The sequence below is a fragment of the Burkholderia sp. AU16741 genome (genome assembly GCF_002223345.1).
GTDB lineage: Bacteria > Pseudomonadota > Gammaproteobacteria > Burkholderiales > Burkholderiaceae > Burkholderia > Burkholderia sola.
Window position 1 is genome coordinate 1,062,480 of sequence record NZ_NKEZ01000003.1, and the last position, 24,106, is coordinate 1,086,585.

Annotated in this window: 21 protein-coding genes and 1 pseudogene; 15 read left to right on the top strand and 7 right to left on the bottom strand. The window is 66.2% G+C overall.

Translation table 11 applies throughout. The annotated features are described in order from the left end of the window. Nucleotides 1–122: 122 nt before the first annotated feature. The 3 genes from CFB89_RS07340 to CFB89_RS07350 form a co-directional block, all read right to left on the bottom strand. The gene (locus CFB89_RS07340; RefSeq protein ID WP_089467311.1) at nucleotides 123–1,808 is read right to left on the bottom strand and encodes a ShlB/FhaC/HecB family hemolysin secretion/activation protein; all 1,686 of its coding nucleotides are present in this window, start codon (nucleotides 1,806–1,808) and stop codon (nucleotides 123–125) included. Nucleotides 1,809–1,952: 144 nt separating this feature from the next. Beyond that, a complete protein-coding gene (locus CFB89_RS07345; protein ID WP_089467312.1) occupies nucleotides 1,953–3,302 on the bottom strand; it encodes a collagen-like triple helix repeat-containing protein in 1,350 nt (449 codons plus the stop codon). Nucleotides 3,303–3,342: 40 nt separating this feature from the next. Beyond that, entirely contained in the window at nucleotides 3,343–5,043 is a 1,701-nt protein-coding gene (locus CFB89_RS07350; RefSeq protein ID WP_089467313.1) for a collagen-like triple helix repeat-containing protein, read from the bottom strand. A 675-nt stretch (nucleotides 5,044–5,718) separates the two neighbouring features. Here CFB89_RS07350 and CFB89_RS07360 point away from each other — a divergent pair. From CFB89_RS07360 to CFB89_RS07425, 14 genes are all read left to right on the top strand, one after another. Continuing rightward, nucleotides 5,719–5,889, top strand: coding sequence for a Flp family type IVb pilin (locus tag CFB89_RS07360; protein ID WP_089467315.1), 171 nt, complete (start codon nucleotides 5,719–5,721; stop codon nucleotides 5,887–5,889). 86 nt (nucleotides 5,890–5,975) lie between these two features. Continuing rightward, nucleotides 5,976–6,470: a prepilin peptidase gene (locus CFB89_RS07365; protein ID WP_089467316.1), complete on the top strand. Its 495-nt coding sequence runs from the start codon at nucleotides 5,976–5,978 to the stop codon at nucleotides 6,468–6,470. Further along, nucleotides 6,467–6,961 (top strand): TadE/TadG family type IV pilus assembly protein, encoded by a 495-nt coding sequence (locus CFB89_RS07370; protein ID WP_089467317.1) that lies wholly within the window; start codon nucleotides 6,467–6,469, stop codon nucleotides 6,959–6,961. Before CFB89_RS07365 ends, CFB89_RS07370 begins: the two co-directional genes overlap by 4 nt. 95 nt (nucleotides 6,962–7,056) lie before the next feature. Then, the gene (gene cpaB, locus CFB89_RS07375) at nucleotides 7,057–7,959 is read left to right on the top strand and encodes a Flp pilus assembly protein CpaB (RefSeq protein WP_089467318.1); all 903 of its coding nucleotides are present in this window, start codon (nucleotides 7,057–7,059) and stop codon (nucleotides 7,957–7,959) included. A gap of 22 nt (nucleotides 7,960–7,981) precedes the next feature. After that, the gene (locus tag CFB89_RS07380; RefSeq protein ID WP_089467319.1) at nucleotides 7,982–9,316 is read left to right on the top strand and encodes a type II and III secretion system protein family protein; all 1,335 of its coding nucleotides are present in this window, start codon (nucleotides 7,982–7,984) and stop codon (nucleotides 9,314–9,316) included. 75 nt (nucleotides 9,317–9,391) lie between these two features. Continuing rightward, nucleotides 9,392–10,630, top strand: a complete 1,239-nt coding sequence (locus CFB89_RS07385; RefSeq protein ID WP_089467320.1) for a fimbrial protein — start codon at nucleotides 9,392–9,394, stop codon at nucleotides 10,628–10,630. 3 nt (nucleotides 10,631–10,633) lie between these two features. Then, nucleotides 10,634–11,980 carry a CpaF family protein gene (locus CFB89_RS07390; RefSeq protein ID WP_089467321.1) on the top strand — a complete coding sequence of 449 codons (1,347 nt, stop codon included), beginning with the start codon at nucleotides 10,634–10,636 and terminating at the stop codon, nucleotides 11,978–11,980. Next, nucleotides 11,973–12,953, top strand: a complete 981-nt coding sequence (locus tag CFB89_RS07395; RefSeq protein ID WP_089467322.1) for a type II secretion system F family protein — start codon at nucleotides 11,973–11,975, stop codon at nucleotides 12,951–12,953. Before CFB89_RS07390 ends, CFB89_RS07395 begins: the two co-directional genes overlap by 8 nt. A gap of 4 nt (nucleotides 12,954–12,957) precedes the next feature. Next, nucleotides 12,958–13,953: a type II secretion system F family protein gene (locus tag CFB89_RS07400; RefSeq protein ID WP_089467323.1), complete on the top strand. Its 996-nt coding sequence runs from the start codon at nucleotides 12,958–12,960 to the stop codon at nucleotides 13,951–13,953. A gap of 29 nt (nucleotides 13,954–13,982) precedes the next feature. Then, the gene (locus CFB89_RS07405; RefSeq protein ID WP_089467939.1) at nucleotides 13,983–14,810 is read left to right on the top strand and encodes a pilus assembly protein; all 828 of its coding nucleotides are present in this window, start codon (nucleotides 13,983–13,985) and stop codon (nucleotides 14,808–14,810) included. A 20-nt stretch (nucleotides 14,811–14,830) separates the two neighbouring features. After that, entirely contained in the window at nucleotides 14,831–15,154 is a 324-nt protein-coding gene (locus CFB89_RS07410; protein WP_089467324.1) for a DUF3613 domain-containing protein, read from the top strand. Between the two features lie 12 nt (nucleotides 15,155–15,166). Beyond that, nucleotides 15,167–16,978, top strand: a complete 1,812-nt coding sequence (locus CFB89_RS07415) for a TadG family pilus assembly protein (RefSeq protein WP_089467325.1) — start codon at nucleotides 15,167–15,169, stop codon at nucleotides 16,976–16,978. 13 nt (nucleotides 16,979–16,991) lie between these two features. Then, complete coding sequence (locus tag CFB89_RS07420; RefSeq protein ID WP_089467326.1) at nucleotides 16,992–18,383, top strand: sigma 54-interacting transcriptional regulator; 1,392 nt, start codon at nucleotides 16,992–16,994, stop codon at nucleotides 18,381–18,383. Between the two features lie 54 nt (nucleotides 18,384–18,437). Beyond that, nucleotides 18,438–19,145 carry a DUF2968 domain-containing protein gene (locus CFB89_RS07425; RefSeq protein ID WP_089467327.1) on the top strand — a complete coding sequence of 236 codons (708 nt, stop codon included), beginning with the start codon at nucleotides 18,438–18,440 and terminating at the stop codon, nucleotides 19,143–19,145. A gap of 84 nt (nucleotides 19,146–19,229) precedes the next feature. On the opposite strand, the gene hfq is transcribed toward CFB89_RS07425, so the two are convergent. Then, on the bottom strand, nucleotides 19,230–19,808 hold the full coding sequence (gene hfq / locus CFB89_RS07430; RefSeq protein WP_089467328.1) for an RNA chaperone Hfq: 579 nt from the start codon (nucleotides 19,806–19,808) through the stop codon (nucleotides 19,230–19,232). A gap of 295 nt (nucleotides 19,809–20,103) precedes the next feature. On the opposite strand from hfq, the pseudogene CFB89_RS07435 reads away from it, so the two are divergent. Then, a pseudogene (locus CFB89_RS07435) lies at nucleotides 20,104–20,384 on the top strand (hypothetical protein). 27 nt (nucleotides 20,385–20,411) lie between these two features. On the opposite strand, the gene CFB89_RS07440 reads toward CFB89_RS07435, so the two are convergent. The 3 genes from CFB89_RS07440 to CFB89_RS07450 form a co-directional block, all read right to left on the bottom strand. Then, nucleotides 20,412–21,329, bottom strand: a complete 918-nt coding sequence (locus tag CFB89_RS07440) for a DUF1571 domain-containing protein (RefSeq protein WP_089467329.1) — start codon at nucleotides 21,327–21,329, stop codon at nucleotides 20,412–20,414. 29 nt (nucleotides 21,330–21,358) lie between these two features. Then, nucleotides 21,359–23,113, bottom strand: coding sequence for an AMP-binding protein (locus tag CFB89_RS07445; protein ID WP_089467330.1), 1,755 nt, complete (start codon nucleotides 23,111–23,113; stop codon nucleotides 21,359–21,361). 159 nt (nucleotides 23,114–23,272) lie between these two features. Then, the gene (locus CFB89_RS07450) at nucleotides 23,273–24,094 is read right to left on the bottom strand and encodes a TetR/AcrR family transcriptional regulator (RefSeq protein ID WP_089467331.1); all 822 of its coding nucleotides are present in this window, start codon (nucleotides 24,092–24,094) and stop codon (nucleotides 23,273–23,275) included. Nucleotides 24,095–24,106 lie beyond the last annotated feature (12 nt).

Genomic DNA, 24,106 nt, shown 5'->3' on the forward strand with positions numbered 1-24,106 from the left:
GCATGGGGCGGGCATGTTGCGAGCTTCGCCAGAATACGTGAAACCGCACGCTGCGTTTGATAGAGGGGACTCTAATCGAAACGACCAGCATGACGCTGGCCGTTCGTGACTTTGGTGACCGATCAGTTGAGCTGATAAGAGAATGCGGCGTTGATGCGCGGGCTGCGTGACGCGCTTTCGACCGGCGCATCGCCGACCGGTTTGGCGACGTTCAGGTCGAGGCTGTAGTAGCGGCTGTCCGTGAGCCGCACGCCGATGCCGACCGACGACATGCGGTTCGGCGAGGGCGTGCCCGCGTGCAGATACACGCGCGCCATGTCGTATGCGATGTACGGCGTGATCGATTTCAAATACGTCCAGCCCGGTGTGAAGCCGCGGTTGATTTCCAGCGACATCCCCCAGCCCGAGTCGCCCGACGTTTCGCCCGGCTGGTAGCCGAGCGCGTAACGGGTCGAGCCGAACGAGATCTGTTCGGACGTCGGCAGCGAGTCGGGACTGTATTGCCCCGTCAGCGACACCGACGTGCCGATCCGGAACGGCCATTCGTTCGTCTGCGTGAAGGTCGCGCCGGTGCGAACGAAGGTCAGCGAGATCGGGTCGTCATAGTTTATTGTAGTGCCGCCGTTCGTACCGATCTGCGACTTCGATGCACCGAGGATGTCGAATGCCTTGGCGACGTTGACGCTCAATTTTTGCACCTGCTTCGGCTGAACACTCGTGTAGTCAAGCTGCAGTTGAAGAACACGAACCTGCGACCGGTTGTCGAGCGTCGCCCCGTTGATCTTGTTCTGGTAGCGGTCCTCGTTGTGCGACGCATAACCCGACACGGTGCCGAGCAGGCTGCGCTGATTGTTCAGCAAGATCGGATAGGAAGCCGAAAGACCCAGTTTCTCGTTCTTGACGGTGCGCTCGACGGTCGAAGGCAATCCCGGGTTGTCGGTCGGCTTGCCGCGATACGTGCTGGCATCGAGGCGCGTGATCAGGCCGTTGCTGCCGACCGGCACCGCGCCGCTGAACGCGAAGTAGGTCTGCTTGTCGCGTCCCGGCGGCGCGAGCGCCGAAATGCTCAACTGTTCGCCGAACCGCGTGAGGCCGTTTTCGGTCGCGGTGATGAGGCCCTGGACGCCCGGGTGGTTGAAGTCGATCCCCGTGCTGACGTTGAACGGCTTGCGATCGACCGCGAGTTCGAGCGTCGTCGCACCGTCGGTGGTCTGCGGCGGCGGCACGTTCGCCTTCACCGTGAGGCCTGGCAGCAGTCCAAACGTGTTCACGTAGCGTTCGAACGTCGCGCGGCGCAGCGGGCGATCGTCCGTGATGTGGGCAGCAATCGCGCGAATCTTCGGTTCCATCGCGCCGGGTTTGCCGGTGACCTTGACGTCCGACACATAGCCTTCGACCACCGTGATGCGCACGACGCCGTTCTCGAACGTCTGCGCGGGAACGAACGCGAACGACAGCGCGTAGCCGCGTTCCTGGTACAGCTTCGTCACGCCGTTGGCGGTTTCGATCAGCTCGCCGATCGTAATGTCCTTGCCGACGAGCGGCGTGAAGCGGCGCGTGATTTCCTCGAACGGTATCGACTTCACGCCTTCGACCTGAAACGTCTTCGGCGTCAGGTGCCGCGACAGCAGCGCCTGCAATTGCGGCGCCTGCGGCGCGACCTGAACGGTGACGTTCGGGCCCGTCTTCGGTGCGTTGATCTGGGGAAGGGAGTCGAGCGGATTGCCGCCGACGCGCGTTTGCGCCTGTACCGTGCCTGCCGCCGCGATGGCGAGCAGCATCATCCATCTGTCGAGTCTGGATTTCATTGTTCTTCCTCGTAGGCCTTGCTTTTCGTCTTCTTTGTAATGCCGGCGCGCGACATCTGGGTGTCGCGCGCCGCGTGCCGCCATGCCGGTTGTGTTCGTACGGCTGCGCCATTCGCTCCGGCTGCGATGGCGCGACCGTCCTCCTTACTTGCCGACGCTACCCAACGTACCCAGCAACCCCGTGACCGGTGCCAGCAGGCCCGTCGAACCGCTGCCCGACGATGCCGAACCCGACACGCTGCCGACCAGCGACGTGACCGGCGCGAGCGGGCTCGAGCCCCCGGATCCCGCTGCGCCGCCTACTGCTCCGGTGACAGTATTCAGCAAACCGGTGACGGGCGCGAGAGGGTTTGCACTGCCTGCGCCGCCCGTTGCGCCGCCGAGCGTACCCGTGACCGTCGACACGAGATTCGTGACCGGCGCGAGCGGACCGCTGCCCGAGCCGCCCGTTGCACCGCCGACTGCGCCCGTGAGCGAGCCGAGCGGCGTCGAGCCGAGACCCGACAGCAGGCCGCCGAGCGGGTTCGTCGAACCGGAACCCGACGACGAGCCGTTCTGGACGGTTGCCGTCGAGCCGCCGACGAGGCTCGTGATCAGGCCGGGAATCGGTGCCGCGCCGTTCGGGCCGTTCGGATTGACGAGGCCGCCGGTGTTGGTCACGGTATTGCCGACCGCGCTCACGAGCTGGCCGACGTCGCCGACGAGCGGCTGGCTCGACGTGCTGCCGACCTGCTTGCCGGCCGAGCTGATGGCGCCGCCGATCTGGCCGAGCAGGCCCGACACGGGTTGGCCGAGGCCGGTCGTCGTGCCGACCTGCTGCGTGACCTTGCCGGCGGTGATCACGAGCGGGGTGATCGCCGAGCTGATCGGCTGCGTGACCTGCTGCACGGCGCCCGACGACAGCGTCGAGCCGATCGTCGTGCCGGCGGCCGTCAGGCCGTTGGCGACCGTGTCGAGTACGGTGCCGACCGGCGTCGTGACCGGCGCGAGCGGCGCCAGGGGGCCCGTGCCCAGCGCCTTGACGGTCGAGCTCAGGCCGGACACCGTGTTGCTGGTCGCGCCGACGACGTTGCCGAGACCGGCCACCGTGGTGCCGACCGGATCCTTCGTCGAGCCGATCTGCCCCAGCCCGTTGCTCACGGCATCGGCCGCCGCGCCGACGATCGTGCCGGTGCTGGACAGCGTGCTGCCGACACCCTTCGTCACGCCGTCGCCGAGGCCTGGCAGGCTGATGTTGCCGACCGTGCTGCCGAGGTCCGTGGCCGTCTGGCCGACCGTGCTGATGACACCCTTGGTGCCCGTCGGCGAGCCGCTGGTACCGCTCGTGCCGGACGTGCCGCTCGTGCTCGGGTTGTTGTTGTCGTTGCTGCTGGTCGGCGGCGAGCTGACGCCGCCACCGCCGCAGGCGGCCAGCAGGCACGCTGCGGCGAAGGCGGTGAGGGGCGCGCGCCACTGGCGCAGGGCGACCGTCGTGATGGAACGTTGCTGGGACATGATGGGCTCCTCGCTGTCTTTTCGATGGATGGATGTCGGATTACTTGTGCGTGCCGCCGAGCAGGCCGCCGATCAGCGACGTGACGGGCGCAAGCAGGTTCGACGACGAACCCGAGTTCGTGACGGTACCCGTGCCGCCACTCAGCGCCGGTGCGCCGACGGTGCTCGTCACCGTGGAGACGGCGTTCGTGACCGGGGCGAGCGGGCTGCTGCCTGCGGCGCCACCCGTGACGCCACCGAGCGCACCCGTGACCGCGCCGAGGAGACCCGTGACCGGCGCGAGCGGGCTGCCGCTGGTGCCGCCCGTTGCGCCGCCGAGCGCGCCGGTGACCGTCGAGACGAGGCCGGTAACCGGTGCGAGCGGGCCGCTGCCGCCGCCCGTTGCGCCGCCGAGCGCGCCGGTGACCGTCGAGACGAGGCCGGTAACCGGTGCGAGCGGGCCGCTGCCGCCGCCTGTTGCGCCGCCGAGCGCGCCGGTGACCGTCGAGACGAGGCCCGTGACCGGTGCGAGCGGGCCGCTGCCGCCGCCTGCTGCGCCGCCCAGTGCGCCGGTGACCGTCGAGACGAGGCCCGTGACCGGTGCGAGCGGGCCGCTGCCGCCACCCGTTGCGCCGCCGAGTGCGCCGGTCACCGTGGAAACGAGACCCGTGAGCGGGGCGAGCGGGTTGGTCGCCCCGCCGGTGCTGCCCGTGAGCAGGCCGCCGACGGCCTTCACGGTGTTGCCCGTCGACGAGACGGTGCCGCCGAGGCCCGTGGTGACCGGGTTGCCGCCCGTCGACGCGAGCAGGGCGCCGGCCTGGTTCAGGCCGTTGCCGATCGTGCCGAGCAGCGTGTTGACCGGTGCGCCGAGGCCGGTTGCCGCGCCGATCGTCTGGGTCGTCTGGCCGACCATCGTCGTGATCGGCGTGATGGCCGAGCTGACCGTTTGCGTGACCTGCTGGATCGGGCCGGTCGACAGCACGTTGGTGAGCGTGGTGCCGCCGTTCGACACGGCGCCGCCGAGCGTCGATACGAGGCCGCCGACGGCGCCCGTGACCGGCGCGAGCGGCGACAGCGGGCCGCTGCCGAGGCTCGTGACCAGATTGCCGGTTTGCGTGACTGCGCCGCCGAGCTGATTGACCACGCCGCCGGTGCTGGCGACGGTGGTGCCGACGGGATCCTTCGTCGCACCGAGCTGGCCGAGTCCGCTGCCGAGGCCGTTGCCCAGCGCGGTGACCGCGCCGCCTACGCTTTGCACGATGCCGCCCGCGGCTTGTGTCGTGGCGGGATTGACGCCCGGCAGCGACTGGCCGGCGATGACGGTGCCGAGGCCCGACACGGTGCCGCCGGCATTCGTGATGATGTTGCCGCTTTGTGCGAGGACAGTTCCCACGGCGTTCGACGAGATACCCGAGGTGCCGGACGTACCGCTCGTGCCCGAGGTTCCGCTGGTGCCCGACGTGCCGCTCGTACCCGAGGTGCCGCTGGTGCCGGACGTGCCGCTTGTGCCGCTCGTGCCCGAGCTGCCGCTGGTGCCCGAGCTGCCGCTGGTGCCGGAGGTACCGCTCGTACCCGAGGTGCCGCTCGTGCCGTTGCCGCCCGACGTGGAGATCGTATCGCCGCCGCCCGAGCTGGAGCCGCCGCTGACGCCCTTGCTGATCGAACCGGAGCCGCCGCACGCGGAGAGGGAGAGCATGGCTGCAACGGTGGCCGCGATCAGAGTCGTCCGGAACACGCCATGAGGGATAACCTTAATGTCCATTTCTTCCTCGCATTAAAAATGTGTTGTGAACTGCGTTGTGTTGAGTGATGCGAGGACTACTCTGCAACTGTCGTGCCATTTCGCTGCCCGACGGGTCGACAACAGGTTTTAAACGAGGCAATTCCTTGTCGGAAAAGGGGGTTACGGAAACTGAAAGATTGTTGAATCTGTTTAAGAGCGGATGAATGAGAATGGTTTCGGTTGTTTCGTAACGTAACGTCGCAACATTGGCGTTACGCGTGCGGCGTAACGTGGGTCCCGCGCAGGCTTGGTGGACACGACAATGGTTTTACTGATGGATTAGGCGTGCACATCTAACCTATCGTAAATCCTATGTGTAAGTCGTACCGAAACGCCGTACAAATACATCGTGCTCCTGGTCTTTTTTCCCGTCAGAGCGGTTAAAAGAGGTTGGAACTTAAATACGATCGGATATAGAATCGGGAGCAGATGTAAGGAAATGTACGGTTCGGTACACTACGTTCGAGGAGGAGCGCTATCGCGAATGTTAACTTGCATCAAATCGTGAGCAATGCCCTTCGGGGCGACCTATAAAGAAAGCGCACCCGGTCGACGTTACAGCAGATGTGGCGAACGGTTGGGGCAAACGGCCAGATATGCGGGGATGTATACGTATAAAGGCCAGAAAACGTAAATACAGGCACGAGGAATAAAATGAAAGCAATCATCAAGCGTTTCCTTAAGGAAGAAGACGGGGTTACCGCAGTCGAGTACGGTCTCATCGCCGGACTTATCGCAGTCGCTCTCGTGACCGCCATGACCACGTTGACGGGCGGCATCACCGGGGCGTTCAGCTTCATCGCGAGCCAGCTGCCGAAGGCATAACGAACGAGCTTTGCTCATTTCCCTGTTGTCAGGGGCGCGGATTGCTTCGGCAATCCGCGCGGTAAGTTTTGCCGTTCGGGGCGTAAATGATCCTGCTAACTGGCGTCGGGGTTTTCCTCGCGTGGGCGACGCTCGTCGCGCTCGCGGACATCCGACATAGGCGCATACCGAATTCACTGGTGATCGGTGGATGCGTATCCGCATTTGTGCTCGTCGGACATAATCCATTCGGCATATCCCTGAATCAGGCGTTCATTGGCGTACTCGTCGGCTTTCTCGCTCTTTTCCCGTTTTTTGTACTGCGCGTCATGGGTGCCGCGGACGTCAAGGTATTCGCGGTACTGGGCGCGTGGTGCGGCCCGCATGCGTTGCTGTGGCTCTGGATCGTCGCGAGCCTGTTGGCATTTGCGCATGCGGGCACGCTGGTCTTCGTCACCCGTACGCCAGTGTCGGCACTGTGGCAGCGGCGTTCCCCGACGATGCAGATCGCCCGTTTCCCGGCCTCGCCGTATGCCGCGTTTCTCGTGATTCCCGCGGTGCTGTGGTGCGTGTACCGGATCGCGACCGGGGGAATGCAATGACGGTGGTTCGTCCGGTATCCGGGATGCGGCGTCGCGAGCGCGGCTCGACGGCGATCGAATTTGCACTGATGCTGCCGGTGTTTTTCCTGATCCTGTACGCGATCATCACGTACGGGATGATCTTCGCGGCCCAGCAAAACCTGACGCTTGCCGCAACGGAGGGCGCGCGTGCTGCGTTGAACTATCAGCAGGTCGGTGCGGCCATGTCGGTGCAGGCCGCGCAGCAGGCCGCGCTGGCGGCGCGGGCCCAGGCCGCATGCACGGCCGCGACGAACCTGACCACCTGGCTGAAAGGGTCGACATGCTCGCCCACGCGGCAAGGCACCTGTTCGTACGACGCGACGATGCTGTGCGTACAGATCACGCTGACCTACCCGTACTCGCAGAGCCCGCTGATTCCGTCGTTCCCGCTGCTCGGTTCGCTGTTGCCGGTGCCGTCGACACTCACCGGAACCGCGATGGTGCAGATCAGCCCGGTCAACATCATATAGACGGCAGCGACGGCGTCGTGCCGGGTCGAGGGCGCCTATTTGCCGACGTTGCGCGGAGAATTCAATCGTGAGTAGCGGGGAAACATAACAACATCATGGCCAACAACCTGACGAAGATCATTGCGGGCTTGCTGATCGCGATCGCGATCCTGCTCGGCGTCTATGCGTGGATGCTCGGTCGCAAGCCGGCCGACGTGGCACCGGTTGCGGCGACGGTCGCGACGCAGAGCGTGCCGGTGGTCGTGACGACGCGGACGTTGCAAGCCGGCCAGCCGATTCCGGCCGATGCGCTGAAGGTCCAGCAGTCGACCGCCGCGCCGCAGGGGGCGTTCGCCGATCCGCTTCAACTGGTCGGCCGCATCCCGGCAGCGGACATTCCCGCGCAGGCGGCCGTCGTCGCGAGCGCATTGTCGTCCGGCCTCGCCGAGCAGATCGCACCGGGAGAGCGCGCCGTGGCGATCAAGGTCGACGAGACCAACGCGGTCGGCAACCGCGTGCGACCCGGCAACTATGTCGACGTGTTCGTGAATCTGAAGCGCGACGGCACCGGTGTGGCGATCGGCGGGACGTCGACGGCCGAGATCGTGAATACGCAGGCGCGGCTGCTGATGTCGAAGGTCCGCGTGCTGTCGTTTGGCGATGCGACGACGGAGCGGGACAGTTCGAACGGCTCGGTGATCGGCACGCGGACCGCGGTGCTGGCCGTGCCCACGGCGCAAGTCGATGCGCTGACGCTCGCCGAGCAGAGCGGCCGGCTCGTGCTCGCGCTGCGTAGTCCGCGCGACGACGACGTCGCGGCGCAAACCGTCGCGGTTCGCGTCGGCGACGACAAGAGCCCGTCGGCGCTTGCCGCAGCCGGCATGATGCTGAGCGAGTTGTCGAAGAGCGCGACGATGGCGCCGGCGCCGCGTGCGGCGCCGCGGGTGGTCGCGCGGCATCCGGGCGGCGGCAGCATCGAAGTGATTCGGGGTGGGCGAACCGAAACGGTCGCTTATTGAGCGGGACGAAGACGGCAAAACAATGAAAAAGAAACTGATTGGTTTGGCTATTGCATTGAGCGCACTGGCGATGCCGCCGCTGTCGGATGCGGCCGACACGAGCAGCACGATCAGCCTTGCGGTCGGCGCGCAGCGCCAGCTTGCGACGGGGCGGGCGCTGCAGCGGGTCGCGGTCGGCGATCCGTCGGTGGCCGACGTGCTCGTCGTGAAGGGTGGGCGCGGAGGCGTGCTGCTGGTGGCGAAGAATGCCGGTGCGACGAACGTGATGATCTGGGAGCGCGGCCGCGACGAACCGACCGTCTATAACGTTAACGTCACGAGTGGTGCGGCGCGGGCACTGCTGGATGGCACGTCGCCGAGCGTGAACACGTACGGCGGCGCGACGGTGATCGGCGGTGCGGCCGGAACGCTCGACGGGCATCAGCGGGCAGTCCATGCGGCGAAGACGGTCGCCGGCAAGGAGGGGACGACGCTCGATGCGTCGACGATCTCCGGCAAGAACGTCGTGCAGGTCGACGTGCGTGTCGTCGAATTCAGCCGTTCGGTGCTGAAGCAGGCGGGCCTGAACTTCTTCAAGCAGAGCAACGGCTTTGCATTCGGGGCCTTCGCGCCGACGGGGCTGACATCGATTACCGGTACGCCGGGCGGCGGTTCGCTCACCTACAACGCGAACGTGCCGATTTCGTCGGCGTTCAACCTCGTGGTCAATTCGGTGTCGCACGGATTGTTCGCAGACCTGTCGATTCTCGAGGCGAACAACCTGGCCCGCGTGCTCGCGCAGCCGACGCTCGTCGCATTGTCCGGTCAGAGCGCGAACTTCCTCGCGGGCGGCGAGATTCCGGTGCCGGTGCCGCAATCGCTCGGCACGATCTCGATCGAATGGAAACCCTATGGCGTCGGGCTCACGGTCACGCCGACCGTGCTGAACCCGCGGCGAATCGCGCTGAAGGTCGCGCCCGAGTCGAGCCAGCTCGACTTCGTCCATTCGATCACGATCAACGGCGTGCAGGTGCCGGCGCTGACGACGCGGCGCGCGGATACGACGGTCGAGCTCGGCGACGGCGAGAGCTTCGTGATCGGTGGCCTGATCGACCGCGAGACGACATCCAACGTCAACAAGGTGCCGTTCCTGGGCGATCTGCCCATCATCGGCGCGTTTTTCAAGAATCTGAGCTACCAGCAGAACGACAAGGAACTCGTGATCATCGTGACGCCGCATCTCGTTGCACCGATCGCGCAGGGAGCGCCGTTGCCGGCGACGCCGGGCGAACTGTCCGAGCAGCGCGACGGTCCGGTGTGGCGTTCGTATCTGGGCGGCATGGCATCGCCGGACGCGGGGCCCGGGTTCTCGAAATGAGCGCGCCGAATCGTTACCGGACCGCGCAGGCCGTCGCGCACGACGCGATGCCTTGCTGCATGGGGAGTATCCAAGATGAATGCGAGAACCTATTCTTTGGCTGAGCCCGCCGTCACCGACTACTTTGTCTGTGCATCCGCGCTCGCGGAGCATGTGCACTGGTTGTCGCAATCGCTCGTGTCCGCCGGTGCGGTCGAAGGCGTGCCGCTCGACGGCGCCGCGCTGTCGCAGCGTATCGGCGTGCTGAATCCGGCACTGGTGTTCATCGACTTTTCCGGTGATTGCGCGGCGGCAAGTACGGTGGTCGCCGCGGTACGTGCGGCGCATCCGGGCGTGCCGGTCGTCGCACTGGGCTCGCTCGCGCAACCGGAAGGGGCGCTCGCCGCGCTGCGCGCGGGCGTGCGCGATTTCGTCGATTTTTCCGCGCCGGCCGACGAGGCGCTGCGGATCACCCGCGTATTGCTCGACAACGTCGGCGAGCCGGCCAATCGCCACGGGAAGGTCGCCGCGTTGCTCGGCGCACGCGCCGGAATGGGCGTGAGCACGCTCGCCGCGAACCTGTCGGTGCTGATGCAGCGGCGGCCGGCCGACCCGGCACGCACGGCGGCGCTGCTCGATCTCGGGCTGCCGGCCGGCGATGGCGCGTTGTTTCTGAACACGCGCTGCGAATTCCATTTCGTCGAGGCCGTGCGCAACCTGCGCCGGATCGACCGCACGTTCGTGACGACCGCGCTCGCGCGTCATTCGAGCGGCGTCGCGCTGACGACGCTGCCGCCGAATCTCGCGGAGTTGCGCGACGTGGCGACGGCGTCGTGCGCGGCGTTGCTGAACCGGCTGCGCGCGTTCTTCGATCATCAGATCGTCGATCTCGGCGGCTTCCCGAATCGCGAATTCATCGCGCAGGTCGTGAACCTGGCGGACGAAGCATGGCTGGTGTGCGACCAGGGCGTGGCATCGGTGGTATCGGCGGTCGAGATGCTGGACGGGTTGCGCGAGGCAGGCGCGGCGACCGACCGGATACGGCTCGTCGTCAACCAGTTTGACGCCGAGCTCGGGCTGATGCCCGCGCAGATCGCCGAGCGGCTCGACCTGTCGCTGGTCGCGACGCTGCCGTCGCGGCGCGTGTCGATCGGGCATGCGGCGAACCAGGGCAAGCTGATCGCCGAGGTCGCGGAACGCGATCCGTACGTCCGTGCGCTCGGGCCGCTGGTCGAGCGCCTCGCGGGCGCGCCGGCGCACGGAGCGACACAGCGTGCGGCCGGCGGCCTTTCGGCGCTCAGGCGAATCATTCAATCCTCAACGAAGCGGTCGTAAGCGATGCCACACGACATTCAATTTGCCGACGGCGCAGCGCCGTTCTCGCAAACGCAACAGTTCCACGACATCAAGAATGCCGCGCACGAGCATCTGCTCACGCGGATCGAGGAGCTGGGTGCCGAATTCGGCCGGTGGTCGCGACAGGCGATCAACCAGTTCGTCGATCTCGAAATCGACAGCTTCGTGCGGCTGCGGCGCATCCCGCTCAACGAGAGCGAGGTGCGCGCGGTAGCCGAGGCGCTGACGAAGGAGCTCGCCGGCTTCGGGCCGATCGAAGACCTGTTGGCGGACCCGGATGTCGAGGACATCCTGATTAACGGCTACAACGACATCTACGTGTCGCGCCACGGGATCCTGTCGAAGCTGCCGATCCGCTTCACCGACAACGCGCATCTGCTGCGGATCGTGCGACGGATTCTCGCGCCGGTCGGCCGGCGGCTCGACGAATCGAACCCGATGGTCGATGCCCGGCTACCCGACGGAGGGCGGGTCAACGTCGTGATCGAACCGCTGTCGATCGACGGCCCGGTCGTGTCGATCCGGAAGTTCCGCAAGGACCCGCTGAAGCCCGAGGATCTGCTGGGCAACGGCACCTACAACGAGGAAATCGGCCGGTTGCTCGAGGCCGCTGTCGATGCGCGCTGCAACGTCCTCGTGTCGGGCGGCACCAGTTCGGGCAAGACGTCGCTGCTGAACGCGCTGGCGTTCCACATCCCGATGGCGGAACGCGTCGTGACGATCGAGGATACGGCCGAACTGTCGTTGAATCACCCGCACGTCGTGCGGCTCGAGAGTCGTCCCGGCGGATTCGACGGCAGCGGCATCGTGACGATTCGCGACCTGCTGCGGAACACGCTGCGGATGCGGCCGGACCGGATTATCGTCGGCGAAGTGCGCGGCGGCGAAGTGCTCGAAATGCTGCAGGCGATGAATACCGGCCACGACGGATCGATGGGCACGGTGCACGCCAGTTCGCCGCGCGAATGCCTGTACCGGCTTGAGATGCTGGCCGGTTTCGCAGGTTTTCAGGGCACAGAAGCAAGCCTGCGGCGGCAGATCGCCAATGCGATCGACTTCATCGTGCAGATCGGGCGGCTCTCCAACGGCCGCCGCCGCATCCTGTCGATCACCGAAGTCACCGGCATGTCGGACAACATCGTATCGACGCAGGAGCTGTATCGCTACGAGGCGCGCGTCACGCCGGAGGGCGAAGAGATCGATCATTGGGAATCGCTCGGTATTCATCCGCATTCGCCGAAGCTGGCACGTTTCCGCAGCACGCTGGTGTCGTCTGGCGGCAGTGGGTTCGGTGGCCACTTCGGGCGAGGCGGAGGCTTCAATGTCTAGCGCCACCTTGCTCGCGCTGATGTTCGCGTTGATCTGCGCGGCGGCCGGGTTGCTGCTGTGGCGCGCAAGCCAGGTGCGGGCAGGGCGTGCGCATGCGCAGCGGTTCTTCGACAGCCGGGTGGGACAGGGCGCGCGCGCTGCGGCCGCAGCCGGCGAAACGCGCACCGCGCGCGCCCCGGCGGCCGGTACGGCGAATGCACAGGATCCCGAACAGAGGTTCGTGCGCTGGCGCGCGTCGGCGTTCGGTGCGTGGGCCGTGCTGTCCGACCGTGCGGGCCTCGATGAAGTGCGCACCGGCTTCATGCTGGCGCTCGTGGTCCTCGGGCTGCTCGCGTTGTGGGCCGGCATGGCGGGCGGCGTGATCGCCGCGGTGGCCGCGGTCGTTGCGGGCAGTGTGCTCATCGTGTTGTGGATCACGTCGCGCGTTAGCCGGCGCCGCCTGAAGATCGTCCGTCAGTTGCCGTCGTTTCTCGACGGGATCGTGCGGCTCGTCACGCTCGGGAACAGCGTGCCGGCGGCGTTCCAGTCGGCGCTTCAGACGGCCGAGATGCCGCTGCGCCGCTGCCTCGACGACGTGTCGCGGATGCTGCGCTCCGGTGTCGAGATCGATCGCGCGATGCTGCACATCGCGCACACTTACCGTATCCGCGAATTCGAACTGGTCGGTGCGGTGCTGCGTCTGTCGGTCCGCTACGGCGGGCGGGCGGACGTGATGCTCGACCGGATGTCGACGTTCATGCGCGATCTCGAGCAGGCGGAACGCGAACTGGCCGCGATGTCGGCCGAAACGCGGCTGTCCGCATGGGTGTTGGCGCTGTTGCCGATCGCGGTAGGCAGCTTCGTCATCGCCACGAGCCCGCGCTACTTCACGACGATGTGGAGCGACGAAAACGGTCGGCAGATGGTTTATCTGGCGTTCGTGCTGCAGGCGGTCGGCGGTTTCTGGCTGTACCGGATCGCGCGGCTGAGGTGAAGCGATGGATGCAAACCGTCTAGGCGCACTTGCGCTGGTGCTCGGATCGGTCGGCGTGCTGCTGCTCGCCGCGCTCGCGATCGTCCGCATCGTGCTCGTGCAGCGTGCCGAGCGCGCGCTGGTGGATGCGCTCGATCGCCGGGCGGCGGCGGTCGAGGCGGCCGCCGCGCGCGCCGGTGCCGCGGAGCCTCGCGACGCGGCGCCGCCTGCCGCGCAGCGCGTCCGTTTCGCGGGGCTGCGCGAACGCTTCGAAGGCGTCGGGATGCGCTGGCTCGAGACCGGCTTCAGCAGGTATCTGATCGCCGACGAAGATCGCCAGTTGCTCGAGCAGTGCGGTTTCGTCGACGTGCGCGCCAGAGCGCTGTTCGTCGGCGCGCGCATCGTCTGCGCGATCCTGCTGCCGGCGCTCGCCGTGCTGGTACTGATCGGTCGCGGACAGCAGACACGCTGGCCGTTGTGGATCTCCGTCGCGCTCGTGACCGGCTATATGCTGCCGAAAATCTACGTGCGGCGACGTGCGACCGCGCGCCGGCGCAGCATTGTGGCCGAACTGCCGCTGCTCGTCGACATGTTGCGACTGCTGCAGGGCGTCGGCCTGTCGCTCGACCAGAGTATCCAGGTCGTTACGCACGATTTTCAGACGATGTTGCCGGTGCTGTCGTGGGAACTCGGCGTCGCGCAACGGCAGTTCGCGGCCGGGCGCACGCGCGAGCAATCGCTGCAACGCCTCACGAGTAGTTTCGACAACGAGGATCTACGCGCGATCGTGCGCTTGCTGATTCAGGTCGACAAGCATGGCGGCGCGGTGCAAGAGCCGCTGAAACAATTCGGCGACCGTCTGCGTGAAGGGCGTCGCGCGACGCTGCGCGAACAGATCGGCCGCCTGACGGTGAAGATGACCGGCGTGATGATCGTCACGCTGTTGCCGGCGCTGTTGATCGTGACTGCGGGGCCCGGGATCATGACCGTGCTGTCCGCGCTCGCCGCGTTTCAGCACTGATGCGGCATGAGGGGAAGGAGCGACACAAGATGAATCGATTGGGGCGGGTTCGCACGATTGCAGGCGCGGCGGCGTGTGCGTTGCTGGCCAGCGGGTGCGCGATGTTCAAGGAGTCCGGATACGGAATCGGTGCGCAGGCCGAACGCGGCGCGTTGATGCAGGCCGCCGCCGACAAGAACGCGCCGCCCGATACGCCGGGCATGTATTTGGGTCTGATCGAACGGATGCAGGCGCAGGGGCTGTATTTTGCGTCGCTCGCGCACATCGATCAGTACGAGAAGCAATATGGAGTATCGCCGGACACGATCCTGCTGCGTGCCGACGCGTTGCGCGCGACCGGCCAGTACGACGCCGGCGTGGCCGCCTATACCCAATTGCTGACGACGCCGCTCGCCGCGCGTGGCTATCGCGGGCTGGGCCTGACCGCCGGCGCCCGCGGCGATTTCGCGCTGGCCGCGCAGCAACTCGCACAGGCAACGGCGCTTGCGCCGACCGATGCGGCGACGTTGTCCGACCTCGCGTATTCGAAGATGCGCGAAGGCGATCTGGCGGGTGCGCGCGTGCCGCTGCTGAAGGCGGCCGAACTCGAACAGAAGAACCCGAAGATCCTCAGCAACTTCGTGCTTTACCTGCTCGCGACCGGGCATGCGAAGGACGCGCGGCGGCTGATGGATCAGCAGAAGCTGTCGCCCGCGGTGCGCAGCCAGATTCGCGACGACGAGACGAAGGTCGCGGCTGCGATGCGCGCGAAGCAACGCGCTACCGCCTATGCGCCGGCCAATGTGTCCGTGCCGTCGGTGGCGAGTAGCGACAATCTGGATCTTGCCGTGCCGCTGCTGCAGCGTTTCGCGCGATAACGATATCCACGGAGGCCATCATGTTTCACCTTTCCTCAATCCGCGTGCGGGCCGTGTGCATCGCGTTCGCATGCTCGCTGGGGGCGGGCGTCGTGCATGCGCAAAGCGACGCGCCGGCGTCCGAAATCGGTCCTGCGACGAACGCGTTGCTCGACCTGCAGCGCTCGAATCGCGCGGCCGCCACGCCGCAACCGATCGACGGCGCGGCTGGCACGTTCGCCTATCAGCGCTATATCGACTCGTTCAAGACGCCGATTCCACAGTGGTTCGGCACGATGTCGGCATCGGGCGGCGGTAACGGCGGCGGCAGCGGCGGACTATCCGGTGGCGATCTCGCGCGCTGACGGAGCACAACGGTGACTACCCGGCACAGTGGCGGCACGATCCGTCGCGCGTCACGACAGCGGGGCGCGTTCTCGGTGATGGCAATCATCGCAACGCTGATCGCCATCACGACGCTGGGCGCCATTGGCGTCGGTAATCTCTTTTACCAGCGTCGGGACGTGCAGCGGATTGCCGACATGGCCGCGCTCGCGGCCGTGCAGCGGATGGACGACGCCTGTTCGCAGCCGACTGCCACCGCGACCAGCAACGCGCGGTCGAACGGGCTCAACGCGTCGAACGGCGACACGATCAACATCGAGTGCGGCCGTTGGGATACGTCGGCCAACCCGGCACCCAGCTACTACGCTGCCGCGACATCCGGGACCACGCAATTGAACGCGGCCAAGGTAATCGTCACGCGTCAGGTGCCGTTCTTCTTCGTCGGACCGCCGCAAACGGTGTCCGCGGTATCGACCGCGCGTTCGACGAACATCGATACGTTCTCGGTCGGCGCAACCCTGGCCGCGCTTGGCGGGGTCGGTTGCTCGGGCGGATCCGCGCCGGCGTCCGGCAATCCGGGGCTCGTCAACGGGCTGGTCAGTGCGCTGCTCGGCGCTGCCCTGGACCTGAACATCGCATCGTATCAAGCGCTTGCATGCACGAACGTGACGGTCGGCGACCTCGTCGTGGCGGCGGGTGTCGGGACGGTCGATCAACTGCTCGCGCTGAAGCTCACGTTGCCGCAACTGATCCAACTGACGGTGAACGCAGCCACGAAGACGACCGTCGCGAACGCAAGCCTGCAGGTGAGCATTGCTACGCTGCAAGCGATTTTGAACGCGAACATTCCGGGCACGTCGATCGGGCTCGGCGGCGCGGGCGGGTTGCTGAACGTCGCGCTCGCGGATACGCAGGCGGCGCTCAACGCGCAGGTGGATTTGCTTGATCTGCTGATGGTCGGCGCGGAGATCGCGGCGACGGGCAAGCCGGCCGTGACGGTCAACGTGCCGTCGCTGAATCTCGGCGGCCTGACGGGGACGCAATTGCAGGTGCAGATCATCAGCCCGCCGTCGATCGGCGTCGGCGAGGGCGGGAAGGACCCGGCGACGGGAACATGGCGGACGAAGGCGTCGACGGCGGCGGTGGGCGTGTATCTGAATGTCGATCTTGGTACCGCGCAGTTACCGCTGCTGGGCGCTTTGCTGGCGGTGCTGAACGTGAACGTCGATGTCAATCTGCCGATTTATCTTCAGGTAGGTACCGGCACCGCGACGTTGAACTCGACGCAATGCGCTTCCACGCAGGCGGCAAGCACGGTAGTCATTACCGCGCAACCGGGCGTGGCCAATCTGTGCATCGGCAAGCCGCCGCTCGATTCGTTCGGCAAGATCAGCCTGTCGTCGAATTACACTTGTACATCGCCGGCACAGATCATCAACTCCAATGTTCTCGGGCTGGCCCAGTTGACAGTGTCCATGTCCAACATATCGGTTCAGGTCCAGGGCGCGTCTCAATCGCATACGTTCAGTGGCGTACCGGGGATCGATGCGAATTACTGGACAGTGAACTCGAATGCGCTCGGCTCGGCGCTCAGCTCGGCGTTGACGCAACTCGCGGCTGCGAATATCACCGTCAATCTCGGCCTGTTCGGCGCCAACATCCTGACGGTCCCGGGGAACTTCGTCTCCACATTGCTCACGTTTTTGACCAGTCTGCTCGGCCCGCTCCTGTCGAGTCTTGACGCAGTCCTCGTTCCGCTGCTGAATCTCCTCGGCGTCCAGGTCGGCGCGGCGACGGTCCATCAGATCTCGCTCAATTGCGGGGTCGCCCAAACGGTTTACTGAAGAAGCAGATCAGATGAGAAATACGCCCGCAATCGAAGAGCTCGACCTGTACGTCTGGGAAGGCAAGGCGGACATCGTCGACCGCGTCGCCCGGTGCATGGCGAGCTTCGACGTCGAAGTGATCCGCGCCGACAACGCGACGGTCTCGCCCGAGCGCGCCGCGATGCGGCGGTCGCTGGCGATCATCAGCGTGACGATGATCGAAGGCGGCGCGGCATTCCTGCGCGACTGGCAGGCCAATATCGGCATGCCGGTCGTCTGGGTCGGCGCGGCGCGCGACCACGACGCGTCGCAGTATCCGCCCGAGTACTCGCACATCCTGCCGCTCGACTTCACGTGCGCGGAACTGCGCGGGATGATCGGCAAGCTCGTCACGCAACTGCGCGCGCACGCCGCCGAAACGTTGCAGCCGTCGGAACTCGTCGCGCACTCCGAATCGATGCAGGCGCTGCTGCACGAAGTCGATACGTTCGCCGACTGCGACACCAACGTGCTGCTGCACGGCGAAACCGGCGTCGGCAAGGAGCGCATCGCGCAACTGCTGCACGAAAAGCATTCCCGCTATCGGCACGGCGAGTTCGTACCGGTGAACTGCGGCGCGATTCCGGACGGCCTGTTCGAATCGCTGTTCTTCGGCCATGCGAAAGGGTCGTTCACGGGCGCGGTTGTTGCGCATAAAGGCTATTTCGAGCAGGCGGCCGGCGGCACGCTGTTCCTCGACGAAGTCGGCGATCTGCCGCTGTACCAGCAGGTGAAGCTGCTACGCGTGCTCGAGGACGGCGCGGTGCTGCGCGTGGGCGCGACGGCGCCGGTCAAGGTCGATTTCCGTCTGGTCGCGGCGAGCAACAAGAAGCTGCCTCAACTGGTGAAGGAAGGGCTGTTCCGCGCCGATCTCTACTACCGGCTCGCGGTGATCGAACTGAGCATCCCGTCGCTGGAAGAGCGCGGTGCGGTGGACAAGATCGCGCTGTTCAAGTCGTTCGTCGCCCAGGTGGTCGGCGAGGAGCGGCTCGCCGAGTTGTCCGACCTGCCGTACTGGCTCACGGATTCGGTGGCGGACAGCTATTTCCCCGGCAACGTGCGCGAACTGCGCAACCTCGCCGAGCGTGTCGGCGTGACGGTACGGCAGACGGGCGGCTGGGATGCCGCGCGGCTGCAGCGGCTGATCGCGCATGCACGCAACTCGGCCCAGCCGGTGCCGGCGGAGAGTGCGGCCGAAGTGTTCGTCGATCGCAGCAAATGGGACATGAACGAGCGCAACCGTGTGATCGCGGCGCTCGATGCAAACGGTTGGCGACGTCAGGACACGGCCCAGCAGCTCGGCATCAGCCGCAAGGTATTGTGGGAAAAAATGCGCAAATACCAGATCTTCGACGAAGAGCCCGAGACCCGCGAAAGCGAGTAATTAATGAGATAAAATCGCGTTGAATTACAACGACTCGGGCGGGAATAGAACTTCATGAGCCATATGACGGGGTTGGGGCGGGTGAGCGTATTGCTCGCCCTGGTAGGAGGCATGCAAGGCGCGTTCGCGCAGGGGCTGGCAGGCAGCGATTCATCGGCGGTGCAGCCGGCGTCGGCGCCGGTGGCCGCGATTCCGGTGATCGATTCGCAGGCACAGACGTCGGTGCAGCCGCAGGCCGGCGAGTCGACGGGGCCGAGCACGGTCGACGATTTGCAGCGCCAGATCCAGGCGCATTCGCTGACGGAAATGCGCACGAGCTACAACGGCAGCTACGGTGCGAGCCTGCTGTTCAACGTCAAGGACGGTGCGTACTTCGTCGCGCTGTTCCAGCAGAAGGCATTCTGGCGCGTGATCAAGACGTACAACGAAGCGCGGGCGGAAGCGATCTATCGCGACTTCTCGCGCCAGGCGGAGCGGCTGGCCGTCGACGAACTGCGCGCGGCGAAGCTGGAATCGCAGAAGGCGCAGATGGACAAGCAGATCGAAGTCGCGCAGGACCGCGCGCGGCGTCTGCAGGCGGACATCTCGATCGCCCGCCAGCAGCAGGCGGCGGTGGCGGATCGCCAGAAGAGCGTGCGGAGCGAAACCGCGACGCTGCAGGCACAGCAGGCTGAACTTCAGTCGCAACTGCGGGCGTTGCAGCAGCAAGTGCGTTCGCTGCAGCGCGAGGCCGACGCGGGCCTGCCGACGACGGCACGCTGAACCCGGTAACGGCGGCAATGCGGCGACGTGCCGCGCCGGCCGCACCAGTGAAAAGGGCAAGCCGGTTGGCTTGCCCTTTTTGTTTTACTGGCCGTCCGGCACGATTCGCCGGCGGCGCGTCACGATCACCGGCCCGTTGCCGCTGCGGGAATCCGACGGCGCGGTGTTGCCGGAGGCGTCGCCGGTGTCGCGCGGCGCGCCGTAGCTTTCGCGCGGTTCACGCGGCTCGCGCGGTGCGCCGTAGCCTTCGCGCGGCTCACGCGAGCCGTAACCCTCGCGGGGTTCGCGCGAACCGTAGCTTTCACGCGGCTCGCGCGAGCCGTAGCCGCCGTCGCCGCGCGATTCGCGCGGGCCGCCGTGCGAGCCGTACGGGCTGTGACCGCCGCCTTCACGGCCGCCGGGGCGACCACCGGTGCGCGGGCCGCGGGGGCCGCCGCCGCCCGGGCGCGAGCCGCCCGTGTCGAGCTGGATCGTGGAAATCGCGCGCTTGTAGATGCCTTGCAGACCCACGGGGGTGCGCAGCATCACCAGATACTGGTCGAACGACTCGATACACCCCGTCAGACGAATGCCGTTGACGAGATAGATTTCAACACGCTTACGTTCCTTGCGCGCCGAATTGATGAAGTCGTTTTGCGGATGGGATTCTGCGGGATTGGCCATTGAGGTGCGGCAGGAGCCTGCGTCAGAGAATATGTTGTGCGTGTGTGTGGCGTGTTCGTCCACAAGGCGTTTGGCGGAATTCTACCCTGTTCGATAGGGGAGCGCGCAGTCGCGATTGTGTCGAACCGTAACCCACTATAGACGTTCCGGCGCATTTTCGCGATTAGGCCGAACGGCCGAAGCCGTTTCGTCACGCTGCGTTACGGCTCTCGCAACCCCGCATCACCTTGGTGCGCGCGCCGCGCTTACATTGGTCGCGCGAGTCGGGCGGGCCGGCTTATCAGGGATGCGGAGCATGAACAAGAGGCAAGTGGCAGCGGTGATCGGGAGCATGGCGTGGCTCGTTTCCGGTAGTGCAATGGCGGGGCAAGTCGACCTGTCGGTCGGCATCGGCGTACCGGTCGCTCCGGTCTATGTCGAGCCGGCGCCGGTCTATGTGGCGCCGCCGCCCGCCGCCGTCGCCTATTCGGGCTACGGGGGTATGGCTATGACGGCGATGACGACGACGATCGCTACCGCAAGTGGCGCAAGCACCATGACAACTGGCATCGGCACCACGACGACGATGACGATTGAGGCCGTGGCGCCCGCCGCCGACGCACGTCAGAACGCGTAGTCGGGGTTTTTCGGGTCGAATGCGGTGTCGTCGAGGGGCGTCGGCGCGATTTTCTCGATGACGATCCGCTCGAAGATCCTGCCGTCGTTGTCATAGGATTCGACGGTCCGGAAATAGGGAGCATGCAGGTCGAGCCCCAGCACTTCCTTTTTCGCATAGAACTGCGGCCGGCCGGTCGGCGTTTCATAGGTGAGCGCGACGACGCGCACGCCGTCGATCGTTTTGGCCTCCACATCGGTCGGCCGTTGCACGCCCGCTTCCACGTATTTCTTCCCTTCGGCCAGGTACAGGTTGGCGATGAACTCGGTGCCGAGATCCTTCACCTGATGATTCGACTGGGCGCGCGCCAGCGCGCCGTCGATCGCCGTCCACAGCGGGATCTTGCCGAGCAGGCCGCCGAGGTGGCCGTACATCTCGTCCTTGCGCTGCGTCGTGTCGTAGAGGATCTCCTGTCCGGCATGCGCGCCGCCCGGCAGCCATTTCGCATACACGCGCAGCGGCTCGCGGGTCGTCTTCACGAGCATGCGGTCGGGCGTGTCGGGCCATTTTCCGTTGATGCGCTCCTGGCGCACCATCGTGAACTGGTAGGACGGATAGCCGTTCGGGCCGTTACGGATGTAGAGCGGCACGGCGAGCGGATCGAGCGCCTTGAAGAGTGCGGTGAGCGTCGCGTCGTCGAGTTGCGCGAGCGTGCCGCGCTGGGCCGCCGTGCGCAGCCAGCGCGCCTGTTGCGCAACCGGCTCGTGCGTGATCTTCGCGAGGTCCGCGGGCAGTGCGACCGCCTGCGCCGCGCTCGCGGCGCCGGTGGTTTCCTGTGCGTGCAGCCCGGCCTGCGCGAGCGACAGCGCGCACGCGACGGCCGCCACGGCGGCACGCCGCGCGCGGCGTTTCATTCCTTCGTTCATCGACAGCGTCTCCCGGAGCGATGGATCGTTCAGCCTTGCTTCGCGGCCTTGAATTTGGCGAGTTCCTCGTCGCGCAATGCGCGGCGCAGGATCTTGCCGACGTTCGTCTGCGGCAGCGCGTCGCGGAACTCGACGAATTTCGGCATCTTGTAGCCGGTCAGGTTCTTGCGGCAGTGCGCGAGCACGTCCTCGGCCGTCAGCGACGGGTCGCGCCGCACGACGAACACCTTGATCCGTTCGCCCTGGACCTCGTCCGGAATGCCGATCGCCGCGGCTTCGCTGATGCCGGGATGCATCACGAGCACTTCCTCGATCTCGTTCGGATAGACGTTGAAGCCCGACACGAGGATCATGTCCTTCTTGCGGTCGATCAGGCGGATGAAGCCGCGCTCGTCCATCACGCCGATGTCGCCGGTGGCGAGCCAGCCGTCGGCGTCGATCACCTTGGCCGTCTCGTCGGGGCGCTGCCAGTAGCCGCGCATCACCTGCGGGCCGTGCACGCACAGCTCGCCCGGCTCGCCGATCGCGGCCCAGGTGCCGTCCTCGCGGCGAAAGCGCACGACGGTCGACGGCGCGGGCAGCCCGATCGAACCGCTGAACGCGGCCATGTCGTTCAGGTCCACGGGATTCATCGTGACGATCGGCGAACACTCGGTGAGGCCGTAGCCTTCGACCACCGGCCGGCCCGTCACCTGCTGGAAGCGTTCGGCGACCGCGCGCTGCATCGCCATCCCGCCCGCCATCGCGAGCTTGAGCTTCGAGAAGTCGCGCTGGCGGAATTCCTCGTTGTCGAGGAACGCGTTGTACAGCGTGTTGATGCCGGTGATGCCCGTAAACGTCTCGTGGCGGATGATCTTCATCACCATCTTCATGTCGCGCGGGTTCGCGATCAGGATGTTGCGCCCGCCGAGCCCCATGAAGATGAACGCGTTCACCGTCAGCGAATAGATGTGATAGAGCGGCAGCGGCGTGAGCACGGTTTCGACGTCGCCCGACACCTGGTCGGCGATCCAGGCCTTCGCCTGCAGCAGGTTCGCGATCAGGTTGCCGTGCGTGAGCATCGCGCCTTTCGCGACGCCGGTCGTGCCGCCCGTGTACTGCAGGAACGCGAGATCGTCGCGCGTGGTCTGCACCGGCTGCGGCTTGCCGCGCGCGCCGAGCGCAAGGGCGGAGCGCAGCCGGATCGCCTGCGGCAGGTGGTAGTCCGGCACGAGCTTCTTCACGTGCTTCAGCACGAAATTGATCAGGCGTCCTTTCGCGTTGAAGCCGTCGGCGAGCAGGTCGCCGAGCGCCGTGACGACGATGTGCTTCACCTGCGTTTCCGGCAGCGCGTCCTGCAGCGTGCGCGCGAAGTTCTCGAACACGACAATCGTCTGCGCGCCGCTGTCCTTCAACTGATGCGCGAGTTCGCGCGCGGTGTAGAGCGGGTTCACGTTGACGACGATCGCGCCGGCCTTCAGCGTGCCGAACAGCGCGACCGGATACTGGAACGTGTTCGGCAGCATGATCGCGACGCGGTCGCCGGGTTTCACGCCAACGCTTTGCAGATACGACGCGAATGCGTCGACCTTCTGCGCGAGCGTGCGGTAGGTCATCGACGCGCCGGCGCTCACGTAGGCGACGCGGTCGGCGAAGCGGGTCGTGCATTCGTCGAAGAACTGCACGAGCGACGCGTATTGCGTGACGTCGATCTCGTGCGGAACGCCGGGCGGGTACGACGCGTACCAGATGGCGTCGGTGTTCGGCGGAATCTGGGCCGAGGTGGTTGCTACGGAAGATGACATGACGTGTCTCCGGTCTTGGCTTTCGGTGCGGGCCTGCGCGTCAGCGCCGGCCCATGCCCCGTGCTTCGCGGCTGGTCGACGCAGGCGTCTCGAGACGCCGCGCCCGACCGCGCGTATCAATCAAATCATGAACAGGAAGCCGCGCGTGGCCTCGCGCGCTCAGTTCGTGGAATGCAGCGTGGCCGCCTCGGCGGCTGGCGTGCCCGACTGCGGCAGCCCGAACGCTTCGCTCGCGCCCGCGTCGTCGAGCACCGCCGCGAAGATCGACAGTTGCGCGCTGTCGGGCATCGGCGCCTTCAACGCGGCGACGATCAGCGACGACAGCCGCGCGATCATCTGCACGTCGTTCATCGTGCGGCCTTGCGAGAACTCGTCGATCAGGCTTTCCGTCTCGGCGCCCGCGAGCGCGCCCGACAGCGCGCCGATCGCGAAGTGCAGCCGCCAGCCGAGCTCGGTGCGCGGCAGGTGCGGCAACGCGCGCTGGAACGCGTCGAAGAAGCGGCCCGCGACGCTCGCGTAATGCGCGGTCAGGAAGTTGCGCACGAACGGCGAAGGATCGGTGTACGCACGACCGATCAGCCGCAGGAACCCGGGGCCGCCGCGTTCGGGATTGCGCGATGCCTTCAGCGCCGGAATGAACATCGCGCCGAGCACGTGCTCGCACGTGATGTGCGTGCCGAGTTGCGCATCGAAGCGGTCGAGGATGCCGAGGCGTTCCTGGTTCAGCTGGTCGAGCCGACGCGACAGCATCGCGTGGATCAGCGCTTCCTTGCTGCCGAAGTGGTAGTTGACCGCGGCGAGATTGACCGTCGCGCGCGACGTGATCTGCCGCATCGACATCGCTTCGAAGCCATGTTCGATGAACAGGTCCTCGGCCGCATCGAGAATGCGCGCCTTCGTCCCGCCGGTCTGCCGCGTGCCGGATGACCGTGCCCCCGACGGCCGTCCCGCGGATGGCCGCCCCTCCTGACTTACTGCCATGTTCCGCCTCCC

Bases quoted from the DNA above. Each gene is read 5' to 3' on its own strand.
- CFB89_RS07420 (WP_089467326.1), top strand. From the start codon at position 16,992: ATGAGAAATACGCCCGCAATCGAAGAGCTCGACCTGTACGTCTGGGAA.
- CFB89_RS07440 (WP_089467329.1), bottom strand. From the start codon at position 21,329: ATGAACGAAGGAATGAAACGCCGCGCGCGGCGTGCCGCCGTGGCGGCC.
- CFB89_RS07350 (WP_089467313.1), bottom strand. From the start codon at position 5,043: ATGGACATTAAGGTTATCCCTCATGGCGTGTTCCGGACGACTCTGATC.
- CFB89_RS07410 (WP_089467324.1), top strand. From the start codon at position 14,831: ATGTTTCACCTTTCCTCAATCCGCGTGCGGGCCGTGTGCATCGCGTTC.
- CFB89_RS07450 (WP_089467331.1), bottom strand. From the start codon at position 24,094: ATGGCAGTAAGTCAGGAGGGGCGGCCATCCGCGGGACGGCCGTCGGGG.
- CFB89_RS07365 (WP_089467316.1), top strand. From the start codon at position 5,976: ATGATCCTGCTAACTGGCGTCGGGGTTTTCCTCGCGTGGGCGACGCTC.
- CFB89_RS07360 (WP_089467315.1), top strand. From the start codon at position 5,719: ATGAAAGCAATCATCAAGCGTTTCCTTAAGGAAGAAGACGGGGTTACC.
- CFB89_RS07425 (WP_089467327.1), top strand. From the start codon at position 18,438: ATGAGCCATATGACGGGGTTGGGGCGGGTGAGCGTATTGCTCGCCCTG.
- cpaB (WP_089467318.1), top strand. From the start codon at position 7,057: ATGGCCAACAACCTGACGAAGATCATTGCGGGCTTGCTGATCGCGATC.
- CFB89_RS07395 (WP_089467322.1), top strand. From the start codon at position 11,973: ATGTCTAGCGCCACCTTGCTCGCGCTGATGTTCGCGTTGATCTGCGCG.
- CFB89_RS07380 (WP_089467319.1), top strand. From the start codon at position 7,982: ATGAAAAAGAAACTGATTGGTTTGGCTATTGCATTGAGCGCACTGGCG.
- CFB89_RS07405 (WP_089467939.1), top strand. From the start codon at position 13,983: ATGAATCGATTGGGGCGGGTTCGCACGATTGCAGGCGCGGCGGCGTGT.
- CFB89_RS07445 (WP_089467330.1), bottom strand. From the start codon at position 23,113: ATGTCATCTTCCGTAGCAACCACCTCGGCCCAGATTCCGCCGAACACC.
- CFB89_RS07370 (WP_089467317.1), top strand. From the start codon at position 6,467: ATGACGGTGGTTCGTCCGGTATCCGGGATGCGGCGTCGCGAGCGCGGC.
- CFB89_RS07345 (WP_089467312.1), bottom strand. From the start codon at position 3,302: ATGTCCCAGCAACGTTCCATCACGACGGTCGCCCTGCGCCAGTGGCGC.
- CFB89_RS07385 (WP_089467320.1), top strand. From the start codon at position 9,392: ATGAATGCGAGAACCTATTCTTTGGCTGAGCCCGCCGTCACCGACTAC.
- hfq (WP_089467328.1), bottom strand. From the start codon at position 19,808: ATGGCCAATCCCGCAGAATCCCATCCGCAAAACGACTTCATCAATTCG.
- CFB89_RS07390 (WP_089467321.1), top strand. From the start codon at position 10,634: ATGCCACACGACATTCAATTTGCCGACGGCGCAGCGCCGTTCTCGCAA.
- CFB89_RS07340 (WP_089467311.1), bottom strand. From the start codon at position 1,808: ATGAAATCCAGACTCGACAGATGGATGATGCTGCTCGCCATCGCGGCG.
- CFB89_RS07400 (WP_089467323.1), top strand. From the start codon at position 12,958: ATGGATGCAAACCGTCTAGGCGCACTTGCGCTGGTGCTCGGATCGGTC.